The sequence below is a fragment of the Streptoverticillium reticulum genome, assembly GCF_047456005.1.
Classification (GTDB): Bacteria; Actinomycetota; Actinomycetes; order Streptomycetales; family Streptomycetaceae; genus Streptomyces; species Streptomyces reticulum.
This window is the reverse complement of the sequence record NZ_CP179755.1, coordinates 4,981,778-4,999,784: the sequence shown is the minus strand read 5'-3', so window position 1 is coordinate 4,999,784 and position 18,007 is coordinate 4,981,778. Positions and strand designations below refer to the sequence as shown.

The 18,007-nt window shown below is 71.8% G+C and carries 14 protein-coding genes and 1 tRNA gene; 7 read left to right on the top strand and 8 right to left on the bottom strand.

The features are described from left to right. Positions 1-94 precede the first annotated feature (94 nt). The gene (locus ACMATS_RS22850) at positions 95-1,387 is read left to right on the top strand and encodes an esterase (protein WP_414168869.1); all 1,293 of its coding nucleotides are present in this window, start codon (positions 95-97) and stop codon (positions 1,385-1,387) included. Between the two features lie 45 nt (positions 1,388-1,432). Here the strand turns inward: ACMATS_RS22850 and ACMATS_RS22845 are convergent, their stop codons facing one another. The 3 genes from ACMATS_RS22845 to ACMATS_RS22835 all read right to left on the bottom strand — a co-directional run bounded on the left by ACMATS_RS22845 (position 1,433) and on the right by ACMATS_RS22835 (position 5,475). After that, positions 1,433-2,272, bottom strand: a complete 840-nt coding sequence (locus ACMATS_RS22845; RefSeq protein WP_391149877.1) for a MurR/RpiR family transcriptional regulator — start codon at positions 2,270-2,272, stop codon at positions 1,433-1,435. 67 nt (positions 2,273-2,339) lie between these two features. Further along, a complete protein-coding gene (locus ACMATS_RS22840) occupies positions 2,340-3,689 on the bottom strand; it encodes an acyl-CoA synthetase (RefSeq protein WP_390780110.1) in 1,350 nt (449 codons plus the stop codon). 394 nt (positions 3,690-4,083) lie between these two features. Continuing rightward, the gene (locus ACMATS_RS22835; protein WP_390780109.1) at positions 4,084-5,475 is read right to left on the bottom strand and encodes a cystathionine beta-synthase; all 1,392 of its coding nucleotides are present in this window, start codon (positions 5,473-5,475) and stop codon (positions 4,084-4,086) included. 234 nt (positions 5,476-5,709) lie between these two features. Between ACMATS_RS22835 and ACMATS_RS22830 the strand changes: the two genes are divergently transcribed. The 3 genes from ACMATS_RS22830 (at position 5,710) to ACMATS_RS22820 (ending at position 9,216) form a co-directional block, all read left to right on the top strand. After that, positions 5,710-6,786, top strand: coding sequence for an SGNH/GDSL hydrolase family protein (locus tag ACMATS_RS22830; protein WP_391149875.1), 1,077 nt, complete (start codon positions 5,710-5,712; stop codon positions 6,784-6,786). Positions 6,787-6,903: 117 nt separating this feature from the next. Continuing rightward, positions 6,904-8,124 (top strand): acetyl-CoA C-acetyltransferase, encoded by a 1,221-nt coding sequence (locus ACMATS_RS22825; RefSeq protein ID WP_414170769.1) that lies wholly within the window; start codon positions 6,904-6,906, stop codon positions 8,122-8,124. Positions 8,125-8,478: 354 nt separating this feature from the next. After that, entirely contained in the window at positions 8,479-9,216 is a 738-nt protein-coding gene (locus ACMATS_RS22820) for a hypothetical protein (protein ID WP_390780107.1), read from the top strand. A gap of 10 nt (positions 9,217-9,226) precedes the next feature. Here ACMATS_RS22820 and ACMATS_RS22815 read toward each other — a convergent pair whose 3' ends face one another. Next, the gene (locus tag ACMATS_RS22815) at positions 9,227-9,556 is read right to left on the bottom strand and encodes a hypothetical protein (RefSeq protein ID WP_336415002.1); all 330 of its coding nucleotides are present in this window, start codon (positions 9,554-9,556) and stop codon (positions 9,227-9,229) included. A gap of 98 nt (positions 9,557-9,654) precedes the next feature. Here ACMATS_RS22815 and ACMATS_RS22810 point away from each other — a divergent pair, with 98 nt between their 5' ends. Continuing rightward, the gene (locus tag ACMATS_RS22810) at positions 9,655-9,885 is read left to right on the top strand and encodes a DUF4287 domain-containing protein (RefSeq protein WP_336415103.1); all 231 of its coding nucleotides are present in this window, start codon (positions 9,655-9,657) and stop codon (positions 9,883-9,885) included. Between the two features lie 68 nt (positions 9,886-9,953). On the opposite strand, the gene ACMATS_RS22805 is transcribed toward ACMATS_RS22810, so the two are convergent. Beyond that, the gene (locus ACMATS_RS22805; protein WP_390780106.1) at positions 9,954-10,823 is read right to left on the bottom strand and encodes a Bax inhibitor-1/YccA family membrane protein; all 870 of its coding nucleotides are present in this window, start codon (positions 10,821-10,823) and stop codon (positions 9,954-9,956) included. Positions 10,824-11,022: 199 nt separating this feature from the next. Next, positions 11,023-11,105: transfer RNA gene (locus ACMATS_RS22800), tRNA-Leu, on the bottom strand. 399 nt (positions 11,106-11,504) lie between these two features. On the opposite strand from ACMATS_RS22800, the gene ACMATS_RS22795 reads away from it, so the two are divergent. Next, positions 11,505-12,287 (top strand): ABC transporter ATP-binding protein, encoded by a 783-nt coding sequence (locus ACMATS_RS22795; RefSeq protein ID WP_390780105.1) that lies wholly within the window; start codon positions 11,505-11,507, stop codon positions 12,285-12,287. Positions 12,288-12,323: 36 nt separating this feature from the next. Continuing rightward, positions 12,324-14,843, top strand: a complete 2,520-nt coding sequence (locus tag ACMATS_RS22790; protein WP_414168868.1) for an ABC transporter permease — start codon at positions 12,324-12,326, stop codon at positions 14,841-14,843. A 178-nt stretch (positions 14,844-15,021) separates the two neighbouring features. Here ACMATS_RS22790 and ACMATS_RS22785 read toward each other — a convergent pair whose 3' ends face one another. Next, complete coding sequence (locus ACMATS_RS22785; protein WP_390780103.1) at positions 15,022-16,347, bottom strand: class I SAM-dependent methyltransferase; 1,326 nt, start codon at positions 16,345-16,347, stop codon at positions 15,022-15,024. A 202-nt stretch (positions 16,348-16,549) separates the two neighbouring features. Further along, complete coding sequence (locus tag ACMATS_RS22780; protein ID WP_390780102.1) at positions 16,550-17,935, bottom strand: NAD(P)/FAD-dependent oxidoreductase; 1,386 nt, start codon at positions 17,933-17,935, stop codon at positions 16,550-16,552. Positions 17,936-18,007 lie beyond the last annotated feature (72 nt).

Here is an 18,007-nt window from a genome sequence, read left to right as displayed (position 1 = left end):
GCGGTATCACACGGGACTTGGCCCCGTCGCGTGACGCGTCACAGGCTGCCCGATCCCTACTCTCGTCGTATCAGACGAACACAAGGAGCCACGCATGCCGGTGACCGACCAGCAGCGCGCCCTGCGCCGACGGGCACTCGTCGCAGCCGGCGTACTGGCCCTGAGCAGCCTCGTCAGCGCCTTCACCCCCACCGCCCACGCGGCAGCGGCCACAGCGGCAGCGACCCCGCTGCCCGCCCCCACCGGCCCGTACCCGGTCGGGACGACGACCCGGCACCTGACCGACACCGAGCGCCCGGACCCCTGGCACCCGGAGCGGGGGTCCCGCCAGGTGATGGTCAGCTTCTGGTACCCGGCCGCACGGGCGCAGTGGCGCACGGCGCAGCGCATCGCCCCGCACATGGACGCCCTCTCCGCCGCCCACTTCGGCTCGGCCAGGGGCGCGGGGGTGTTCAACTACGGCGTGCCCGCCGGAAGCGTCGACTGGGCCGCCACCCGGACGCACGCCGTCGTGGACGCACCCGTCGCGCGCGGCACCCGGGTGCGGCCCGTCGTGCTGTACTCCGCGGGCCTGGGCGACCCGCGCACGTGGAACACCTCGCTCGTCGAGGAGCTCGCCTCCCGCGGCTACGTGGTCGTCACGGTCGACCACACCTACGACTCCTCCGAGGTGCTCCTCACCGGCACCGGTCCCGGCCGCCACGGCGGCGGCCGGCTCGCGGAGTCCGGGCTGCCCGCCCTGGCGCAGCAGCACGGCACCGACCCGAGTGCCGTGCTGCGCAAGGCGATGACGGCCCGGGTGGACGACACCCGCTTCGTCCTCGACGTGCTCGACGGCCACCGGCCGCACCCCCGGCCCGAGTTGCCGCGCACGCTGACGGACGCGATGGACCTGCACCGCATCGCCATGGCGGGCCACTCCGCGGGCGGCTTCACCGCGCTGCAGGCGATGCACGACGACCGGCGGATCGGTGCCGCGGTCGACATGGACGGGACGCTGGCGTTCCCGGACGGCAAGCCGGGCACCGTGGCCCGGGACGGGGTCGACCGCCCGTTCCTCCTCATGGGGACGGAGAGCCCCGACTCGGGCTCGTACCGGCGCCAGCCGTCGTGGGCATCGCTGTGGCGGCACTCGCGCGGGTGGCACGGCGACGTGACGCTGCTCGGCTCGCGGCACGGGGCGTACACGGACGCGGCGGCACTGCTGCCGGGCGCTGCCTCGCGCGAAACGGTACGCAAGGACATCGGAACGGTACGCCCGGAGCGGGCAGTTGCGGCGACGCGAGCGGCGGTCGTGTCGTTCCTGGACCGCGTCCTGCGGGGCAGGAACGACCACTTGCCGGACGGCTTTCCGGAGCTGCGCCCCGAAGGGGCGCGGGGCCGCTGAATCATGCGGCTCCGCCGCGTGGGCGCGAGCAACCACAACACACCGCTACTCGGCGAACAACCCCCTGGCGGCGGCCCGCACATCGAACTCCTCCAAGCGCGCCTGAGCATCAGGCAACGCATCGCACATCGCCTCCAGCAACACCCGCCCCAGCAGCATCGGCGCACACGCCGTGTCGAAGGCCAGCCCCGTCCCCACGGCGGCGGGCAGCAGCACCTCGCTGTACCGCGCCACGGGCGCGAACGTGGAGTCCGCGACGGTGACGACCGTCAGCCCCGCACCCTGTGCGTACGCGAGCGCCTCCACGACCTCCCGCGGGTGCCGCGGCAGCGCGAAGCACAGCAGCGCGCTCGCGCCCGCCCGTACGGCCGCGTCGATCCGGTCTTCGAGCAGCGTGCCGCCCTCGTCGAGCAGCCGGACGTCCGGGTGCACCTTGCGCGCGAAGTAGGCGAAGCCGCCCGCCTGGGCCCCGGCGGCGCGCAGCCCGAGCACCGGCAGCGGCCGGGACGCGGCCAGCAGCCGCCCCGCGCGGGCGACCGGCTCCGGGTCGGCGAGCAGCGAGGCCAGGTGGCGGAGGTTGTCGATCTCGGCGTGCACCGCCTGCTGGTACTCGTTGTACGAGTCCGCCGCCGCGCCCGCGGCGGCCGGTACGACGTCCCGCAGGTGCCGGCGCAGCGCCGGGTAGCCGTCGAAGCCGAGGGCCACCGCGAAGCGGGTCACCGACGGCTGGCTGACGCCGGCCAGTTCGGCGAGCTCCACGCTCGACAGGAACGGCGCGTCGGCGGCGCGCCGCACCATGCAGTGGGCGATGCGCCGCTGCGTCGGCGTCAGCCTGTGCCCCTCGAAGAGTTTCTGCAGCCGCGCCGTGGCCCCGGTGTCGCTCATCGACTCTCCTCGGTCATTCAGCCCTGTCCCAGCCTGCATGAAATTATGCAGGCCGGGACAGGGTGCGTCACAACGGCGGCAGCAGCTTCTTCTGCGGCTTGCCCATCGCGTTGCGCGGCAGCGCGTCCAGGAAGCGGATGCGGCGCGGCCTCTTGTGCACCGACAGGTGCCCGGCCACGAAGTCGATCAGCTCCCGCTCGCCGACCCCGTCGGCCACCACGTACGCGACGACCTCCTGGCCGAGGTCCTCGTGCGCGACCCCGACCACCGCCGCCTCGCTGACCGCCGGGTGGTCGAGCAGCGCGTTCTCCACCTCGCCCGCGCCGATGCGGTAACCGCCGGACTTGATCAGGTCGGTGGAGGCGCGGCCCACGATGCGGTGGGTGCCGTCCTCGTCGACGGCCGCGATGTCGCCGGTACGGAACCAGCCGTCGGCCGTGTACGCGCCGGCCGTCGCCTCCGGGCGGCCCAGGTAGCCGGCGAACAGCGTCGGCCCGCTCACCTCCAGCTCGCCGATGCCGCCCTCCGTCGCCGCCAGCCGGGTCCGGACGCCCGGCAGCGGCAGTCCCACGGCACCCGGGCGGCGCTCGCCGTCGGCGCGGGCGGAGACGGTGATCAGGGTCTCGGTCATGCCGTAACGCTCCACGGGCCGCTGCCCGGTGAGCTCCTCCAGGCCCCGGAAGACGGGCGCGGGCAGCGCCGCGCTGCCCGACACCAGCAGCCGCGCCCCGCTCAGCGCCCGCGCCGCGGACGGGTCGCGCACGACGCGGGACCAGACGGTCGGCACCCCGAAGTACAGGCTGCCGCCCGCGGCCGCGTACGCCTCCGGCGTCGGCCGCCCGGTGTGCACCAGCCGGCAGCCGGTGCGCAGCGCGCCCAGCACGCCCAGGACCAGGCCGTGGACGTGGAACAGCGGCAGGCCGTGCACCAGGGTGTCCTCGGGCGTCCACTGCCAGGCGTCCACCAGCCCGTCCAGGCACGCGGCGACCGCCGCGCGGGGGATCAGCGCGCCCTTGGGCGCACCGGTCGTGCCGGAGGTGTAGAGGACGAGGGCGGTGGACGCGGGGGCGGGCTCCGCGCCCGTCCAGGAGCCCTGCTCGCGTATGTCGACGGGCACGTCCGCGCCGAGGACCAGCTCGGCGCCGGAGTCGCGCAGGATGTGCTCGCGCTCGGCCGGCCCGGCGTCCGGCGGCAGCGGCACCACGGGCACCCCGGCCAGCAGCCCGCCCACGACGGCGGCGACGGTCTCCACGCTCGGCGTCGCCCGGACGGCGACGGACTTGGCACCGGCAATGCGGGATGCCACCGCGCTTGCGGCCCCCAGGAGTTGCTCCCGTGAACACGGTTGCCCGGAGATGGTCAGGGCGTCCGGGCGGTCGCCGGGCCCGGCGAGGGAGGCGAGCAGGGGGACGGTCACGGGTGCTCCTTCCGGAGGGTGCGGATCCTGTGACCGTACAACTCGTGCCCCGTAAGGGGCGCGGGGAACTGCGCGACCAGCCCCCACCGGCCCGCAGCCGACGCATCAACCCGTGAACGGCACGTCGCCTGCGGGCGCGTCGTGGTCGCTCGCGCAGTTCCCCGCGCCCCTTACGGGGCGGGCGCAGAGGCCGCCGCACCCCGCCCGGTGAGGGCGAAGGTCGGGACGGCGGCGGCCCCCGCAAGGACGGCCGGGGTCCGGGAGCCGCTCCGGAGGTCCCGCCGATTCCCTCACTATGCCGGTCGCTTGTTAAGTCCGTGCTGCGAGCACGTGACACATACGTACCTTTGACGAACCGGCAGATGGCAAAGGGCCAACGGACCGGAGCCCGCGGCTACTTGGCGCCGTTCTCCTCGGCGAGGAAGGCGAGCAGGTCCTGCCGGCTCACCACGCCGGACGGCTTGCCCTCGACCAGCACGACCGCCGCGTCCGCCTTGCCCAGCACGGCCATCAGGTCGGCGACCGGCTCGCCCGAGCCGACCTGCGGCAGCGGCGGGCACATGTGCTTCTCCAGCGGGTCGGAGAGCGAGGCCCGGCTGGCGAACAGCGCGTCCAGCAGCTCCCGTTCGACGACCGAGCCGACGACCTCGGCGGCCATCACGTCGGGGTGCCCCGCGCCCGGCTTGACGATGGGCATCTGCGAGACGCCGTACTCGCGGAGCACCTCGATGGCCTCGCCGACCGTCTCCTCGGGGTGCATGTGCACCAGCGAGGGCAGGCCGCCGTCCTTGCGACGCAGCACGTCGCCGACGCGGGCGGTGGCGGGGCCCTCCTCCAGGAAGCCGTAGTCCGCCATCCACTCGTCGTTGAAGATCTTGCTCAGGTAGCCGCGGCCGCTGTCCGGCAGCAGCACGACCACGACGTCGTCCGGGCCGAGCTTCTCGGCGACCCGCAGCGCCGCGACGACCGCCATGCCGCAGGAGCCGCCGACGAGCAGGCCCTCCTCCTTGGCGAGGCGGCGGGTCATCTGGAAGGCGTCCTTGTCGGAGACCGCGACGATCTCGTCCGCCACCGACTGGTCGTAGGCGGTCGGCCAGAAGTCCTCGCCGACGCCCTCGATCAGGTACGGCCGGCCGGAACCGCCGCTGTAGACCGAGCCCTCGGGGTCGGCGCCGACGATCTTGACCTTGCCGTCGCTGACGTCCTTCAGGTAGCGGCCGGTGCCGCTGATGGTGCCGCCGGTGCCCACGCCCGCGACGAAGTGGGTGATCCGGCCGTCGGTCTGCTCCCACAGCTCGGGACCGGTGGACTCGTAGTGGGAGAGGGGGTTGTTGGGGTTGCTGTACTGGTCGGGCTTCCAGGCGTTGGGCGTCTCACGGACGAGGCGGTCGGAGACGTTGTAGTAGGAGTCCGGGTGCTCGGGGTCGACGGCGGTCGGGCAGACGACCACCTCGGCACCGTAGGCGCGGAGCACGTTGATCTTGTCCGTGGAGACCTTGTCCGGGCACACGAAGATGCACTTGTAGCCCTTCTGCTGGGCCACGATCGCCAGACCCACGCCCGTGTTGCCGGAGGTCGGCTCCACGATCGTGCCGCCCGGCTGCAGCTCGCCGGACTTCTCGGCGGCCTCGATCATGCGCACGGCGATGCGGTCCTTCACGGAACCGCCCGGGTTGAAGTATTCGACCTTGGCAAGCACGGTGGCCTCGATGCCATCGGTCACGCTGTTGAGCTTCACCAGCGGGGTGTTGCCGACGAGCTCAATCATCGAATCGTGATACTGCACGGTGATCTCCGCGGTCAGGGGGCACTAGCGGTCGTCGCGTACCCGTAAGGCCAGCCTATTGCGCGTCCGACTGCACTAGTGGCGCGTTGTGTTCGACTGCAGGCGGGGCAACCTGCTGGTAGTGCGCCTCCGCAAAGGGGAGCACCACATTCGTGAAGCTTTCATGAAGCCTTTGTGAAACGGGCTTCCGGGCATGGATTTCCGTGCCCCGGAGACGGTGAAGGAGGCCTGCCGATGTCCAGGTCGAGGGCGAGGGCAGCACGGCGGATCGCAGCGGCAGCGGCGTACGGGGGCGGGGGCGCCGGCCTGCTCGGCGGGGCCGTGCTGGGCGTGCTGCTCACCGAGGTGGCACTGGCCAAGCGCGTGGTCGGCGGCAGCGGGGACACCCCGCCGCAGGCGGACGGGCGCTACGGCTCGGCCTTCGTCCACAGGCTGGGGAACCCGCCCCTGCTGCTGGGCATGCTGGGCGACTCCACGGCCGCCGGCAAGGGCGTGCACCGGCCGCGGCAGACGCCGGGCGCCCTGCTGGCCACCGGGCTCGCCGCCGTGGCCGAGCTCCCGGTGGAGCTGCACAACGTGGCGCTGTCCGGCGCGCAGTCGTACGACCTGGAGCGGCAGGTCACGCTGCTGCTCGCCGACCCGGAGCGGATCCCCGACGTCTGCGTGATCATGATCGGGGCCAACGACGTCACCCACCGGGTGCCGGCCGCCCGCTCGGTGCGGCTGCTGACGGAGGCGGTGCGCAGGCTGCGCGAGGCGGGCTGCGAGGTCGTCGTGGGCACCTGCCCGGACCTGGGCACCATCGAGCCCGTCTACCAGCCGCTGCGCTGGCTGGCCCGGCGGATGAGCCGCCAGCTGGCGGCCGCGCAGACCATAGGGGTCCTGGAGGCGGGCGGGCGTACGGTCTCGCTGGGCGACCTGCTGGGGCCGGAGTTCGCGTCGAACCCGCGGGAGCTGTTCGGGCCGGACAACTACCACCCCTCGGCCGAGGGCTACGCCACCGCGGCCATGGCCGTCCTGCCGACGCTGTGCGCCGCGCTGGGCCTGTGGCCCGAGGACGAGGAGCGGCCGGACGCCGCGCGCCGCGAGGGCATCCTGCCGGTGGCCCGGGCCGCCGCCCAGGCCGCGGCCGAGGGCGGCACCGAGGTGTCGGTGGCCCGCGGCCGCTGGGCACTGCTCAAGCACCGCAAGCGGCGCCGGCTGCCCGGCCACGCCGAACCGGCGGCGCGACGGCGGGCCCAGCCCCGGACGGTGCGCGGAATGCGCCCCTCCCAGCCACCGACGCCGGGGTTCCGGCCGAGCGACAATTGAGGCCGGCACCACCCTCCGGGAAAGAGGTCCGTATCACAGCGACGAGGCCGTGACCACACCGCTACGTGCGGGTAACTTCCCGGAGAGTCCTGCCTTTTGCGCACCCTGGGAGCCGTGATGCCCGAAGCCGTGATCGTCTCTACCGCCCGCTCCCCCATCGGCCGCGCCTTCAAGGGCTCGCTGAAGGACCTGCGCCCGGACGACCTGACCGCCACGATCATCCAGGCCGCCCTGGCCAAGGTGCCCCAGCTCGACCCGCGCGACATCGACGACCTCATGCTCGGCTGCGGCATGCCCGGCGGCGAGCAGGGCCACAACCTGGCCCGCATCGTGGCCGTGCAGATGGGCATGGACCACCTGCCCGCCACCACGATCACCCGCTACTGCGCCTCGTCGCTGCAGACCTCCCGGATGGCGCTGCACGCGATCAAGGCGGGCGAGGGCGACGTCTTCGTCTCGGCGGGCGTCGAGATGGTCTCCCGTTCCGTCAACGGCTCCTCCGACGGCATCCCGGGCACCCACAACCCGCTCTTCGCCGAGGCCGAGGCCCGCACGGCCGCCCGCGCCGAGCAGGGCGGCGAAGACTGGCACGACCCGCGTGAGGACGGGCTGGTCCCGGACGCGTACATCGCGATGGGCCAGACCGCGGAGAACCTGGCCCGGCTCAAGGGCGTCACCCGGCAGGACATGGACGAGTTCGGCGTGCGCTCGCAGAACCTCGCCGAGCAGGCCATCGCCAAGGGCTTCTGGGAGCGCGAGATCACCCCGGTGACGCTGCCCGACGGCACGGTCGTCTCGACGGACGACGGCCCGCGCGCAGGCGTCACCCTGGAGGGCGTCCAGGGCCTGAAGCCCGCCTTCCGCCCCGACGGCCGGATCACCGCGGCCAACTGCTGCCCGCTCAACGACGGCGCGGCGGCCGTGGTGATCATGTCCGACACCAAGGCGCGGGAGCTGGGCCTGACCCCGCTCGCCCGGATCGTCTCGACGGGCGTCTCGGCGCTGTCCCCCGAGATCATGGGCTACGGGCCGGTGGAGGCGAGCAAGCAGGCGCTGCGCCGGGCGGGGCTCTCGGTCGGCGACATCGACCTGGTCGAGATCAACGAGGCCTTCGCCGCACAGGTCATCCCCTCCTACCGGGACCTGGGCATCGACCTCGACCGGCTGAACGTCAACGGCGGCGCGATCGCGGTGGGCCACCCCTTCGGCATGACGGGCGCCCGCATCACGGGCACGCTGATCAATTCGCTGCAGTTCCACGACAAGCAGTTCGGTCTGGAGACGATGTGCGTGGGCGGCGGACAGGGCATGGCGATGGTGATCGAGCGGCTGAGCTGAGCCGCAGCGGAGGGTAGGGGTCGCCTGAGGAACGAAGGCGGCACCTGCCCGCAGCGGAGGCGAAGCTCAGCGCGACCAAAAGATCGAGCGGCTGAGCTAGGCGCCCTCGGGGCACGGCCCCCGGCAACTGCCAGCTGCAAGGTGCCGTCACCTTGCCCAATCGTGACCGAATCTCCCCCAGGATGTGACCAAGGTCCCGGGGGAGTTTTCTTTCCCCAGGTCAGATGATTGAAGCCAGAACGGCAGGGCCTTTGGTCCCGTCCGTTTCGGTCCGTTTTGCACTGGGGGGCGCTGCGGACGTACGCCAAGCTGAGGTAGGAATTCGGGGGATCCAATGCAACCGGGAGTACGTCAGTGAGCGCCATGTCCCTTGCCCTGCTGCTGGCCGCCGGCACCGCAACCGCTGCAGGCATCGCCGCCCTGTACAGCACGCGCGGCCTGCGCCGGCAGATCACGGCGCTGCGCGCCGACCTGGCGGCCGCCTCCGCGGACCGCGTCGAGCGCGCCGCGGTGCCCGCTGCCCGGACCGCGCCGGCCGCCGAACTCTCCGAGATACGGGCCGCGGTCGCCGACGCCCTCGCCGAGGAGCGGGAGCGCGAGCTGGCCGAGGCGCGTGCGTTCTGGGCGGCGCAGGAGGCCAGGGATCTGGCCGGGACCGGCGATGCACACTCCCTGCTGCCGGGCCTGGAGGCGCTCGCGGACGCCGAGTCCGAGGCCGCCGAGTCCCCCGAACTGGCCGCCGCCCGGCGCCGTCACCCCTCGCACCCCGAGTTCTCCCCCGCCCCGTCCGCCGACGACCACGAGCGCACGGCCGAGCGCCTGGCCGAACTCGCGCAGGCCCGCATGCCGCTGGCCGACGTCCGGCCCGGGCCGCTGGGCACGCTGGACGTCTACGTCTTCGCGGACGGCACGACGCTGTGCATGACCCCGGGACACCGGGAGACCTCCGAGCGCCTCGCCGGGGCCCTCCGGGACGGGGACGAGCCGGTCCTGCTGGGCGGCTCCGGGGTGTCCGGCGCCTACGCCCTGACGTTCAGCTGCGCGTCGGGCACCGTCTACGTCCTCGCGGACCGCGTCATCGCATCGCTGTAGGCCCCGGCCCTCAGAGCCCGCAGCGCCGCGCCGCCTCCTCGACCATCGCGACCGCCTCCGCCACTCCCGTGTGCACGGGAGTGCCTCCGCGCACCAGGGCCTCGGCCAGGTCGTGACCGGCCACGGCCACCTGGTCGGCGACGGCGAACATGCCGGCCTCCGGCATCTCCCGCCGCTCCGCGGCGTGCGGTTCCTCGATCCGCTGGGCCCACGCGGCCAATTCCCGCGCCAGCGCCAGCGCTTCCGCGGCCGCCCCCCGGCTCAGGCGGGACTGCGGCAGGGCCCGCAGCCGGTCGGCGAAGGTGTCCACGGCGGCCAGGAGAGGCGTCACATCATCCACGTCCCGAGCCTATGCGCCGTCGACCGACTGTTGCCAACGCCTGAACACTCAGGCACGGTGACATGAAGGACCATCATTCGACGCGTCCGGAGGCGCCGATGTCCCACGTCTTCTCCGACGAGACCCACCGGAACCTGCTCTCCCGCATCCCCCAATGCACCGGCCGTGAAGTGGCCGACTGGCTGCGCACGGTCGACGAAGGACCGTCCCTCTCCCGCTTCGAGGAGAAGGTCAGCTGGCTGCGGGGAGAGCACCAGCTCGCCTACGGCCACGCCAAGGCGATCGTCCACGAGTACGACCTCCGCCGGGCCGCTCGCAGGCGCGGATAAGACGAGACCTGACGAAAGAGGCCCGGGAAGGCAGCTGCCTTCCCGGGCCCCGACAGTTCGCCGCAGCGTCAGTCGTTGTTCAGGATCGCGATGATCCGGAGGATCTCGGTGTAGATCCACACCAGCGACATCGTCAGGCCGAACGCCGCCAGCCAGGACTCCTCACGAGGGGCGCCGTACCGGACGCCGTCCTCGATCTGCTTGAAGTCCAGCGCCAGGTACGCCGCACCGAGCACCACGCCGATGATGCCGAAGACGATGCCCAGGCCACCCGAACGGAAGCCGAGGCCGTCACCGCCGCCGAACGCGGCGAACATCAGGTTGACCGCCATCAGCAGGACGAAGCCGATGCCGGCCGCCACCACGAAGCGGACGAAGCGCTGGTCGACCCGGATGAGCCGGGTGCGGTAGGCGATCAGCACGCCGACGAAGACGACCATCGTGCCGAGCACGGCCTGCATGGGCGCGCCGCGCGCGATGGAGTTGTAGGCCTGGCTGATGACGCCGAGGAACAGGCCCTCGAAGACGGCGTAGGCCAGGATCAGCGCGGGGGTCGGACGGGCCTTGAAGGCCTGGATCAGACCGAGCACCATCGCCACGAGACCGGCGCCGAAGCCGATGCCGACGGGCAGCTCGAGCGCCCAGGCGGCGCCGGCCGCGATGATCAGCAGGCCCAGGGTGATGCCGGTGCGGGAGACGACGTCGTCGATCGTCATCCGGCCGGTCTGCGCCGGCGCCTGCTGGTACCCCTGCTGGAGGCCGGGGCCGCCCTGTGCGTACGGGTTGGTCGGCTGCGCGTACGGGTTGCCCGCGTAGCCGGGGTTGCTCGCGTAAGGGTTGCCCTGGGCTGCCCCGGCCTGCGGCCCCGGGTCGAAGCCCGCGTAGCCACCGCCGCGGCTGAACCCCCGTCGCGAGAAGACCGGGTTGCTGCTCCTCATCTCACTCCTCCGTGGCCACCCTGCGCGGCCTTGGCGTCAAGCGTAATGGGTAGGCAAAAGAATGCCTCTCCTGCTACGGGACGATCTTTTCCTCGCGTTCCCACCTACTGACAACGCGATGCCAGGGTGCCCGGTTCCGGGAAGGCCCGGGAAGCGGGTGTCAAAGATGCGCGAGCGATTACGGAGAATGCCTCGGCTGTGCCCGGAGCCGGACTTGAACCGGCACGGCCCGTAGGGCCAGCGAGGTTTAAGCTCGCCGTGTCTGCATTCCACCATCCGGGCTGGTTCTCTCGGGCCGCACAAGCAGGGGGAGGCACCAACCCCTCCCCCCTGAGAGAGCAGGACGAGCCTAGCCGGGGAGCGCCCCCCAAACAGCGGAACGGTGACCGGAGGTTGTCTTATTTTATTGGCAACTGAGGGTCCATCAGTACAGGGACGACGCCAAGGGCACATGCCAGCGGCCGATCCCCGCCGTTCACCACCCCACCCCCACCGGGAAGCGGAATTGTCGCAATCTCGTCGCTCTCGGTAAGGGTCGGCCTCCTACCCAGGGATGACAGGAGGCCCTCCGCATACCTCCGGAGGTAGGGCGTGGAACGGGCGCTTCGGCTGATCCCCTGGCCCGAACCGCCGGGGAGCATGGAGGGGTCCCTTGCACCACGTCCCGACAGGAGCGCTCCTGTGACCACCAGCCCCCTCGGCGCCCAGACCGCCGTCCGCACCGCCGCGGTGGCGGCCCGCGCCACGGATCTCACCAAGGTCTACGGGCAGGGCGAGACCCAGGTGGTCGCCCTGGACGCCGTCTCCGTCGAGTTCCGCCAGGCCGAGTTCACCGCGATCATGGGCCCCTCCGGCTCCGGCAAGTCGACCCTCATGCACTGCATGGCCGGGCTCGACGCCATCTCCCGCGGCTCGGCCCGCATCGGCGACGTCGAACTGACCGGGCTGAACGACAAGAAGCTGACCCGGCTGCGCCGGGACAAGATCGGCTTCATCTTCCAGGCCTTCAACCTGCTGCCCACCCTGACGGCCCTGGAGAACATCACGCTCCCCATGGACATCGCCGGCCGCAAGCCCGACAAGCAGTGGCTGGACATGGTCGTCGACACCGTCGGCCTGTCGGGCCGCCTCAAGCACCGCCCCAACCAGCTCTCCGGCGGCCAGCAGCAGCGCGTCGCCGTCGCCCGCGCCCTCGCCGGACGCCCCGAGATCATGTTCGCCGACGAGCCCACCGGAAACCTCGACTCCCGCTCCGGCGCCGAGGTCCTGGGCTTCCTGCGCAACTCCGTGCGCGAACTCGGCCAGACCGTCGTCATGGTCACGCACGACCCCGTCGCCGCCTCCTACGCCGACCGCGTCGTCTTCCTCGCCGACGGCCGCATCGTCGACGACATGCGCGACCCCACCGCCGACGCCGTCCTGGACCGCATGAAGCGGTTCGACGCCAAGGGCCGTACGAGCTGACCATCGCCGGACACGATCTCCAGGACTGACCTCCCCATGTTCCGTACCGCTTTGCGCAATGTGCTTGCGCACAAGGCCAGGCTGCTGATGACCGTGCTCGCCGTACTGCTCGGCGTGGCGTTCGTCTCCGGCACCCTGGTCTTCACCTCGACCATCTCCCAGGCGTACCAGAAGAGCTCCCAGAAGGGCTTCGACCACGTCGACGTCGCCGTCCAGCCGCACCGGCAGGCCGACGACAAGGAGCGCCCGGGCGCCGCCCCCAAGCTCACCCAGCGGATGCTCGACCAGGCCGCCAAGGTGCCCGGCGCCGCCTCCGCCACCGGCACGGTCAACGGCTTCGCCGCGATCGCCGGCAAGGACGGCAAGCTCATAGGCCAGGGCTTCGGCTCCACCGGCTCCAACTACTACCCCGGCACCGACGGCAAGGACGCCCGCTACCCGCTCAAGGACGGCCGCGCGCCGAAGGGCGCGGGCGAGGTCGCGCTGGACGCCAAGACCGCCGACCGCGCCGGCTACAAGGTCGGCGACACCGTCCGGATGTCCGTGAACGGCCCGGTCCTGGAGCAGAAGCTCACCGGCATCTTCACCACCGACGACGGCAACGTCTCCGCGGGCGGCAGCCTCGCGCTCTTCGACACCGCCACCGCCCAGCAGCTCTACGCCAAGCCGGGCGAGTTCAACGAGATCGACGTCAAGGCCGCGGCCGGCACCTCGCAGGACGCGCTGAAGACGGAGCTCGACAAGGTCCTGCCGAAGACCGCCGAGACCACCACCGCCAAGCAGCTCGCCGACGACCAGGCCAAGGTCATCGCCCAGGGCATGGACGGCATGAAGACCGCCATGCTGGCCTTCGCCGGCATCTCCCTCTTCGTCGGCATCTTCATCATCGCCAACACCTTCACCATGCTGGTCGCCCAGCGCACCAAGGAGCTCGCGCTGCTGCGCGCGGTCGGCGCCAGCCGCCGCCAGGTCACCCGCTCGGTGCTCATCGAGGCGCTCGTCGTCGGCGCGGTCGCCGGCGTGACCGGTCTGCTCGCGGGCATCGGCATCGGCGCCGGGCTGCGCTCCCTGCTCGGCAGCACCGGGGCCGAGATCCCGGACGGCCCGCTCGTCGTCTCGCCGGGCACGGTCGTCGCCTCGCTGGCCGTCGGCATCGTGATCACCGTGCTCGCCGCCTGGCTGCCCGGCCGCCGCGCCGCGAAGATCCCGCCGGTCGCCGCCATGAACAGCGTGCACGCCGTCGCCACCACCCGCTCGCTGGTCGTCCGCAACACCATCGGCGCGGTGCTGGCCGCCGCCGGTGCGGCCCTCACCGTGGCCACCAGCAGCAAGGCCGTCATGGGCCTGGGCGCGGGCCTGCTGCTCATCGGCGTCTTCGTCCTCACCCCGCTGCTGTCGCGCCCGGTCATCGCCGCCGCGTCGCCCGTCCTGCGCCTCTTCGGCATCTCGGGCAAGCTCGCCCGGCAGAACGCCGTCCGCAACCCGCGCCGCACCGCCGCGACCGCCTCGGCGCTGATGATCGGCCTCACCCTGATCACCGGCCTCACGGTCATCGCGGGCAGCGTGCAGAAGGCCGTCGACAAGATGGCCACCGACGCCATCCGCGCCGACTACATCGTCTCCATGGCGAGCCACACCCCGCTCTCCCCGGACGTCGCCAAGAAGATCGCGGCCGTGCCCGGGGTCGAGGCCAGCAGCCCGCTGCGCCAGGCTCCGTCCCGGATCGACGGCGACTTCGAGATGCTGACCGGCGTCGAGGGCGCCACCATCGGCAAGCTCACCAAGCTCGACTTCGTCTCCGGCTCCTTCGCGGACCTGTCCGCGGGCAAGGCCGTCGTCGACGACGCGGCCGCCAAGAGCCACGGCTGGAAGCTCGGTTCGACCGTCGACGCCACCTACGAGGACGGCACGAAGGGCAAGCTGACGGTCTCGGGCATCTACAAGGGCAACGCCCTGATGAACGGGATGATGGTCGACCTGAAGACGGTCACCCCGCACCAGAGCCAGATCACCGACCAGCAGGTCATGCTCAAGACCTCGTCCGGCGTGAGCGACTCCACCAAGGACGCGCTGAGCAAGGCGCTCGGTGACAACCCGGCGATCCAGATCCAGGACAAGAAGGACATCTCCAACGACATCGCCAAGATGATCAGCCTGCTGCTGAACATGCTCTACGGGCTGCTCGCCATGGCCGTGATCGTCGCGGTGCTCGGTGTCGTCAACACCCTTGCGATGTCCGTCTTCGAACGGGCCCAGGAGATCGGCATGCTGCGCGCCATCGGCCTGGACCGCAAGGGCATCAAGCGGATGGTCCGCCTGGAGTCCCTGGTCATCTCCCTCTTCGGCGGAGTGCTCGGCGTCGGCCTCGGCGTCTTCCTCGGCTGGGCCGCGGGCCAGCTGATCGGCAAGAGCATGCCGACGTACGAGCTGGTGCTGCCGTGGGACCGCATGGCGGTGTTCCTGCTGCTGAGCGCCGTGGTCGGCGTGCTGGCCGCGCTGTGGCCGGCTCGCCGTGCGGCGAAGCTGAACATGCTTGCCGCGATCAAGGCCGAGTAACGGCTGGGGACCGTTCGGGGCGGGCCGGGGGTTTTCTTTGCCCCTGACCCGCCCCTTCCCGTTTCTCGGGGCTTCGCCCCGAACCCCGGGGTTGCACGTCGGCTGCGGACCGTCCGTGGCTGGTCGCGCCCACGCGGCGGAGCCGCATATCGAAGCTGCCCCGCGCCCCTTCGGGGCGCTACCCCCGCCACTCCCGCGCCCGCAGCGACAGCCCCGGCTCGCCGGACGCCGGAGTGCGGACCGCCAGGACCTGGTTCACGCCGATGCGGTTGCGCTCGAAGGACAGCGCGCAGGCGGCCATGTAGAGCCGCCAGACCCGCGCCCGGCCCGGCGACGTGAGGCGCACCGCGTCCGCCCAGTGCGCCTCCAGGTTCGCCACCCAGCTGCGCAGCGTCAGCGCGTAGTGCTCGCGCAGCGCCTCCACGTCCCGGACCTCGAAGCCGGCCTCCTCCAGCTGGGCGACCGTGCGGCCCACCGGAGCCAGTTCGCCGTCCGGGAAGACGTAACGGTCGATGAACTCGTCGACCTGGTAGGCCTCTTCGTCGTGCAGCGGGCGCCGCGCGATCTGGTGGTTGAGCAGCCTGCCGCCCGGCTTGAGGAGCGCGTACAGGTCGGCCGCGTAGGCGGCGTACTGCGTGGAGCCGACGTGCTCGGCCATGCCGATGGAGGAGACCGCGTCGAAGGGGCCGTCGGAGATCTCCCGGTAGTCCTGGACCCTGATCTCCACACGGTCCGTCAGACCGGCCTCGGCGACCCGCTTGCGGGCGTACGCGGCCTGCTCCTCGGAGAGCGTGATGCCGACGGCGGAGACCCCGTACTCACGGGCGGCGTGCAGCACCATGGAGCCCCAGCCGCAGCCGACGTCCAGCAGGCGCTGCCCGGGCGCGAGGCCGAGCTTGCGGCACACCAGGTCGAGTTTGGCCCGCTGGGCGTCCTCGAGCGTGGCGTCGGGGCCGGCGTCCCAGTAGGCGCACGAGTAGACCATGGACGGGCCGAGGACCTTCTCGTAGAAGGCGTTTCCCACGTCGTAGTGGTGGCTGATGGCCTGTTTGTCGCGGCGAAGTGTGTGCAGCGGGCCGCCGGAGCGGCGGACCTCCTCGGCGGGCGGGGCGGGCGGCACCCAGGGCCCGGCGAGCCTGAGCAGTTCGCCGCCCGCGGCGCGCAGCCGGGGGTCGCGCAGGGCGGTCAGCAGGGCGGCGAGGCCCTGGCGCCGGGACGTGCCACCGGCCGTCTCGCCGCGCTCCCAGAAGGTGCCGGCGAGCAGTTCCAGGGCCTCGTAGAGGTCGCCCTCGACGTCCAGGTCGCCGGCGACCCAGGCGCGGGCCAGGCCGAGTTCGCCCGGCTTCCACAGCAGGCGGCGCAGGGCCCGGCGGCGGCGGACGACGAGAACGGGTGTGCCGGGCGGGCCGGACTCGCTGCGGTCCCAGGCGCGGAGCCGTACCGGAAGGGGAACCCCCAGTACCTGTTCCGCGAGAGCGGTGAGCCGTCGAGCGGCCTCGGCCATGTCGCACACCTCCGTGATGAAGCGTCAGACGATGGATTCATCTGACACCTAAACACCGGCAAGCCGTGCTCTAGTCCTGCCCCGTACTTCCAGATTAGGTCAACCCTCCGCCCCTATACGCCCCTGCATACGCCGAAAGGCGCCCACCCCCACGGATCGGGTGGACGCCTTCCGGCGCTTGCTCTGCGGGTCCGGCCGGACGTCAGGCCTTGGCCTTCTGGGCCGGGGCCGCGTCGGACGCCTGCGGGGCCGGCTTGGCGGCCTCGTAGAACTCCTCGCGGGGGTTCTCCATGGCGCCGAGCGAAACGACCTCGCGCTTGAGGAACATGCCCAGGGTCCAGTCCGCGAAGACGCGGATCTTGCGGTTGAAGGTCGGCATGGCCATGCCGTGGTAGCCACGGTGCATGTACCAGGCGAGACGGCCCTTGAGCTTGATCTTCATCTTGCCCATGACGATCATCGCCACGCCCTTGTGGAGGCCGAGGCCCGCCACCGCACCCTTGTTGGCGTGCTTGTACTCCTTCTGCGCGGCACTGAAGTCGCGCAGGGCGGAGACCACGTTGTCGCCGAGGACCTTGGCCTGGCGCAGCGCGTGCTGGGCGTTCGGCGGGCACCAGGCGTTCTCGTTGCCGGCGGCGCGGCCGACGAGGTCCGGGACCTGGGCGTTGTCGCCCGCGGCCCAGATGTAGTCGGTGCCCTTGACCTGGAGGGTCGGCAGGGTGTCGACGTGGCCGCGGGGGCCGAGCGGCAGACCGTAGCGGGCCAGCACCGGGTTGGGCTTGACACCGGCGGTCCAGACGATCGTGTTGGCGTCGACCTCAAGGCCGTTCGACAGCACGACGTGGCCGTCGACGCAGGACTTCATCGACTCCTTGAGGATCACCTCGATGCCGCGGCTCTCGAGGTGCTTCCGGCCGTACTCGCCGAGCTTCGGGCCCACCTCGGGGAGGACCCGGTCGGCCACGTCGACCAGGACGAAGCGCATGTCCTCGCGCTTCACGTTGGTGTAGTACTTGGCGGCGTCGCGCGCCATGTCCTCGACCTCGCCGATGGTCTCCGCACCGGCGAAGCCGCCACCGACGAAGACGAAGGTGAGCGCCTTGCGGCGGATCTCCTCGTCGGTCGTCGAGTCGGCCTTGTCGAGCTGCTCGAGGACGTGGTTGCGCAGGCCGATGGCCTCCTCGATGCCCTTCATGCCGATGCCGTTCTCGGCGAGGCCGGGGATCGGGAAGGTGCGCGAGACGGCGCCGAGCGCGATCACCAGGTAGTCGAAGGGCAGCTCGTACGCCTCGCCGACGATCGGCGCGACGGTGGCGACCTTGCGGTCCTGGTCGATCGTGGTGACGCGGCCGGTGAGGACCTCCGCCCCGGGGAGCACACGTCGCAGGGGCACCACGACGTGGCGGGGGGAGATGCTGCCGGCAGCTGCTTCGGGAAGGAAGGGCTGGTACGTCATGTACGAGCGCGGGTCGACGACCGTGACGATCGCCTCTTGGGACCGCAGCTTCTTCAGGATGCGGCGCGCTGCATACAGGCCGACGTACCCACCGCCTACAACGAGGATCCGTGGACGCTCCGTGGTGCTCATGATTCGAGTATCCAGCACTCCCAACAGGGGTGCTCGTGAGCCCCTTCACAAGGCGTGCGGGGGTATCTGCTA

Bases quoted from the DNA above. Each gene is read 5' to 3' on its own strand.
- ACMATS_RS22850 (WP_414168869.1), top strand. From the start codon at position 95: ATGCCGGTGACCGACCAGCAGCGCGCCCTGCGCCGACGGGCACTCGTC.
- ACMATS_RS22845 (WP_391149877.1), bottom strand. From the start codon at position 2,272: ATGAGCGACACCGGGGCCACGGCGCGGCTGCAGAAACTCTTCGAGGGG.
- ACMATS_RS22830 (WP_391149875.1), top strand. From the start codon at position 5,710: ATGTCCAGGTCGAGGGCGAGGGCAGCACGGCGGATCGCAGCGGCAGCG.
- ACMATS_RS22825 (WP_414170769.1), top strand. From the start codon at position 6,904: ATGCCCGAAGCCGTGATCGTCTCTACCGCCCGCTCCCCCATCGGCCGC.
- ACMATS_RS22810 (WP_336415103.1), top strand. From the start codon at position 9,655: ATGTCCCACGTCTTCTCCGACGAGACCCACCGGAACCTGCTCTCCCGC.
- ACMATS_RS22805 (WP_390780106.1), bottom strand. From the start codon at position 10,823: ATGAGGAGCAGCAACCCGGTCTTCTCGCGACGGGGGTTCAGCCGCGGC.
- ACMATS_RS22790 (WP_414168868.1), top strand. From the start codon at position 12,324: ATGTTCCGTACCGCTTTGCGCAATGTGCTTGCGCACAAGGCCAGGCTG.
- ACMATS_RS22785 (WP_390780103.1), bottom strand. From the start codon at position 16,347: ATGGCCGAGGCCGCTCGACGGCTCACCGCTCTCGCGGAACAGGTACTG.
- ACMATS_RS22780 (WP_390780102.1), bottom strand. From the start codon at position 17,935: ATGAGCACCACGGAGCGTCCACGGATCCTCGTTGTAGGCGGTGGGTAC.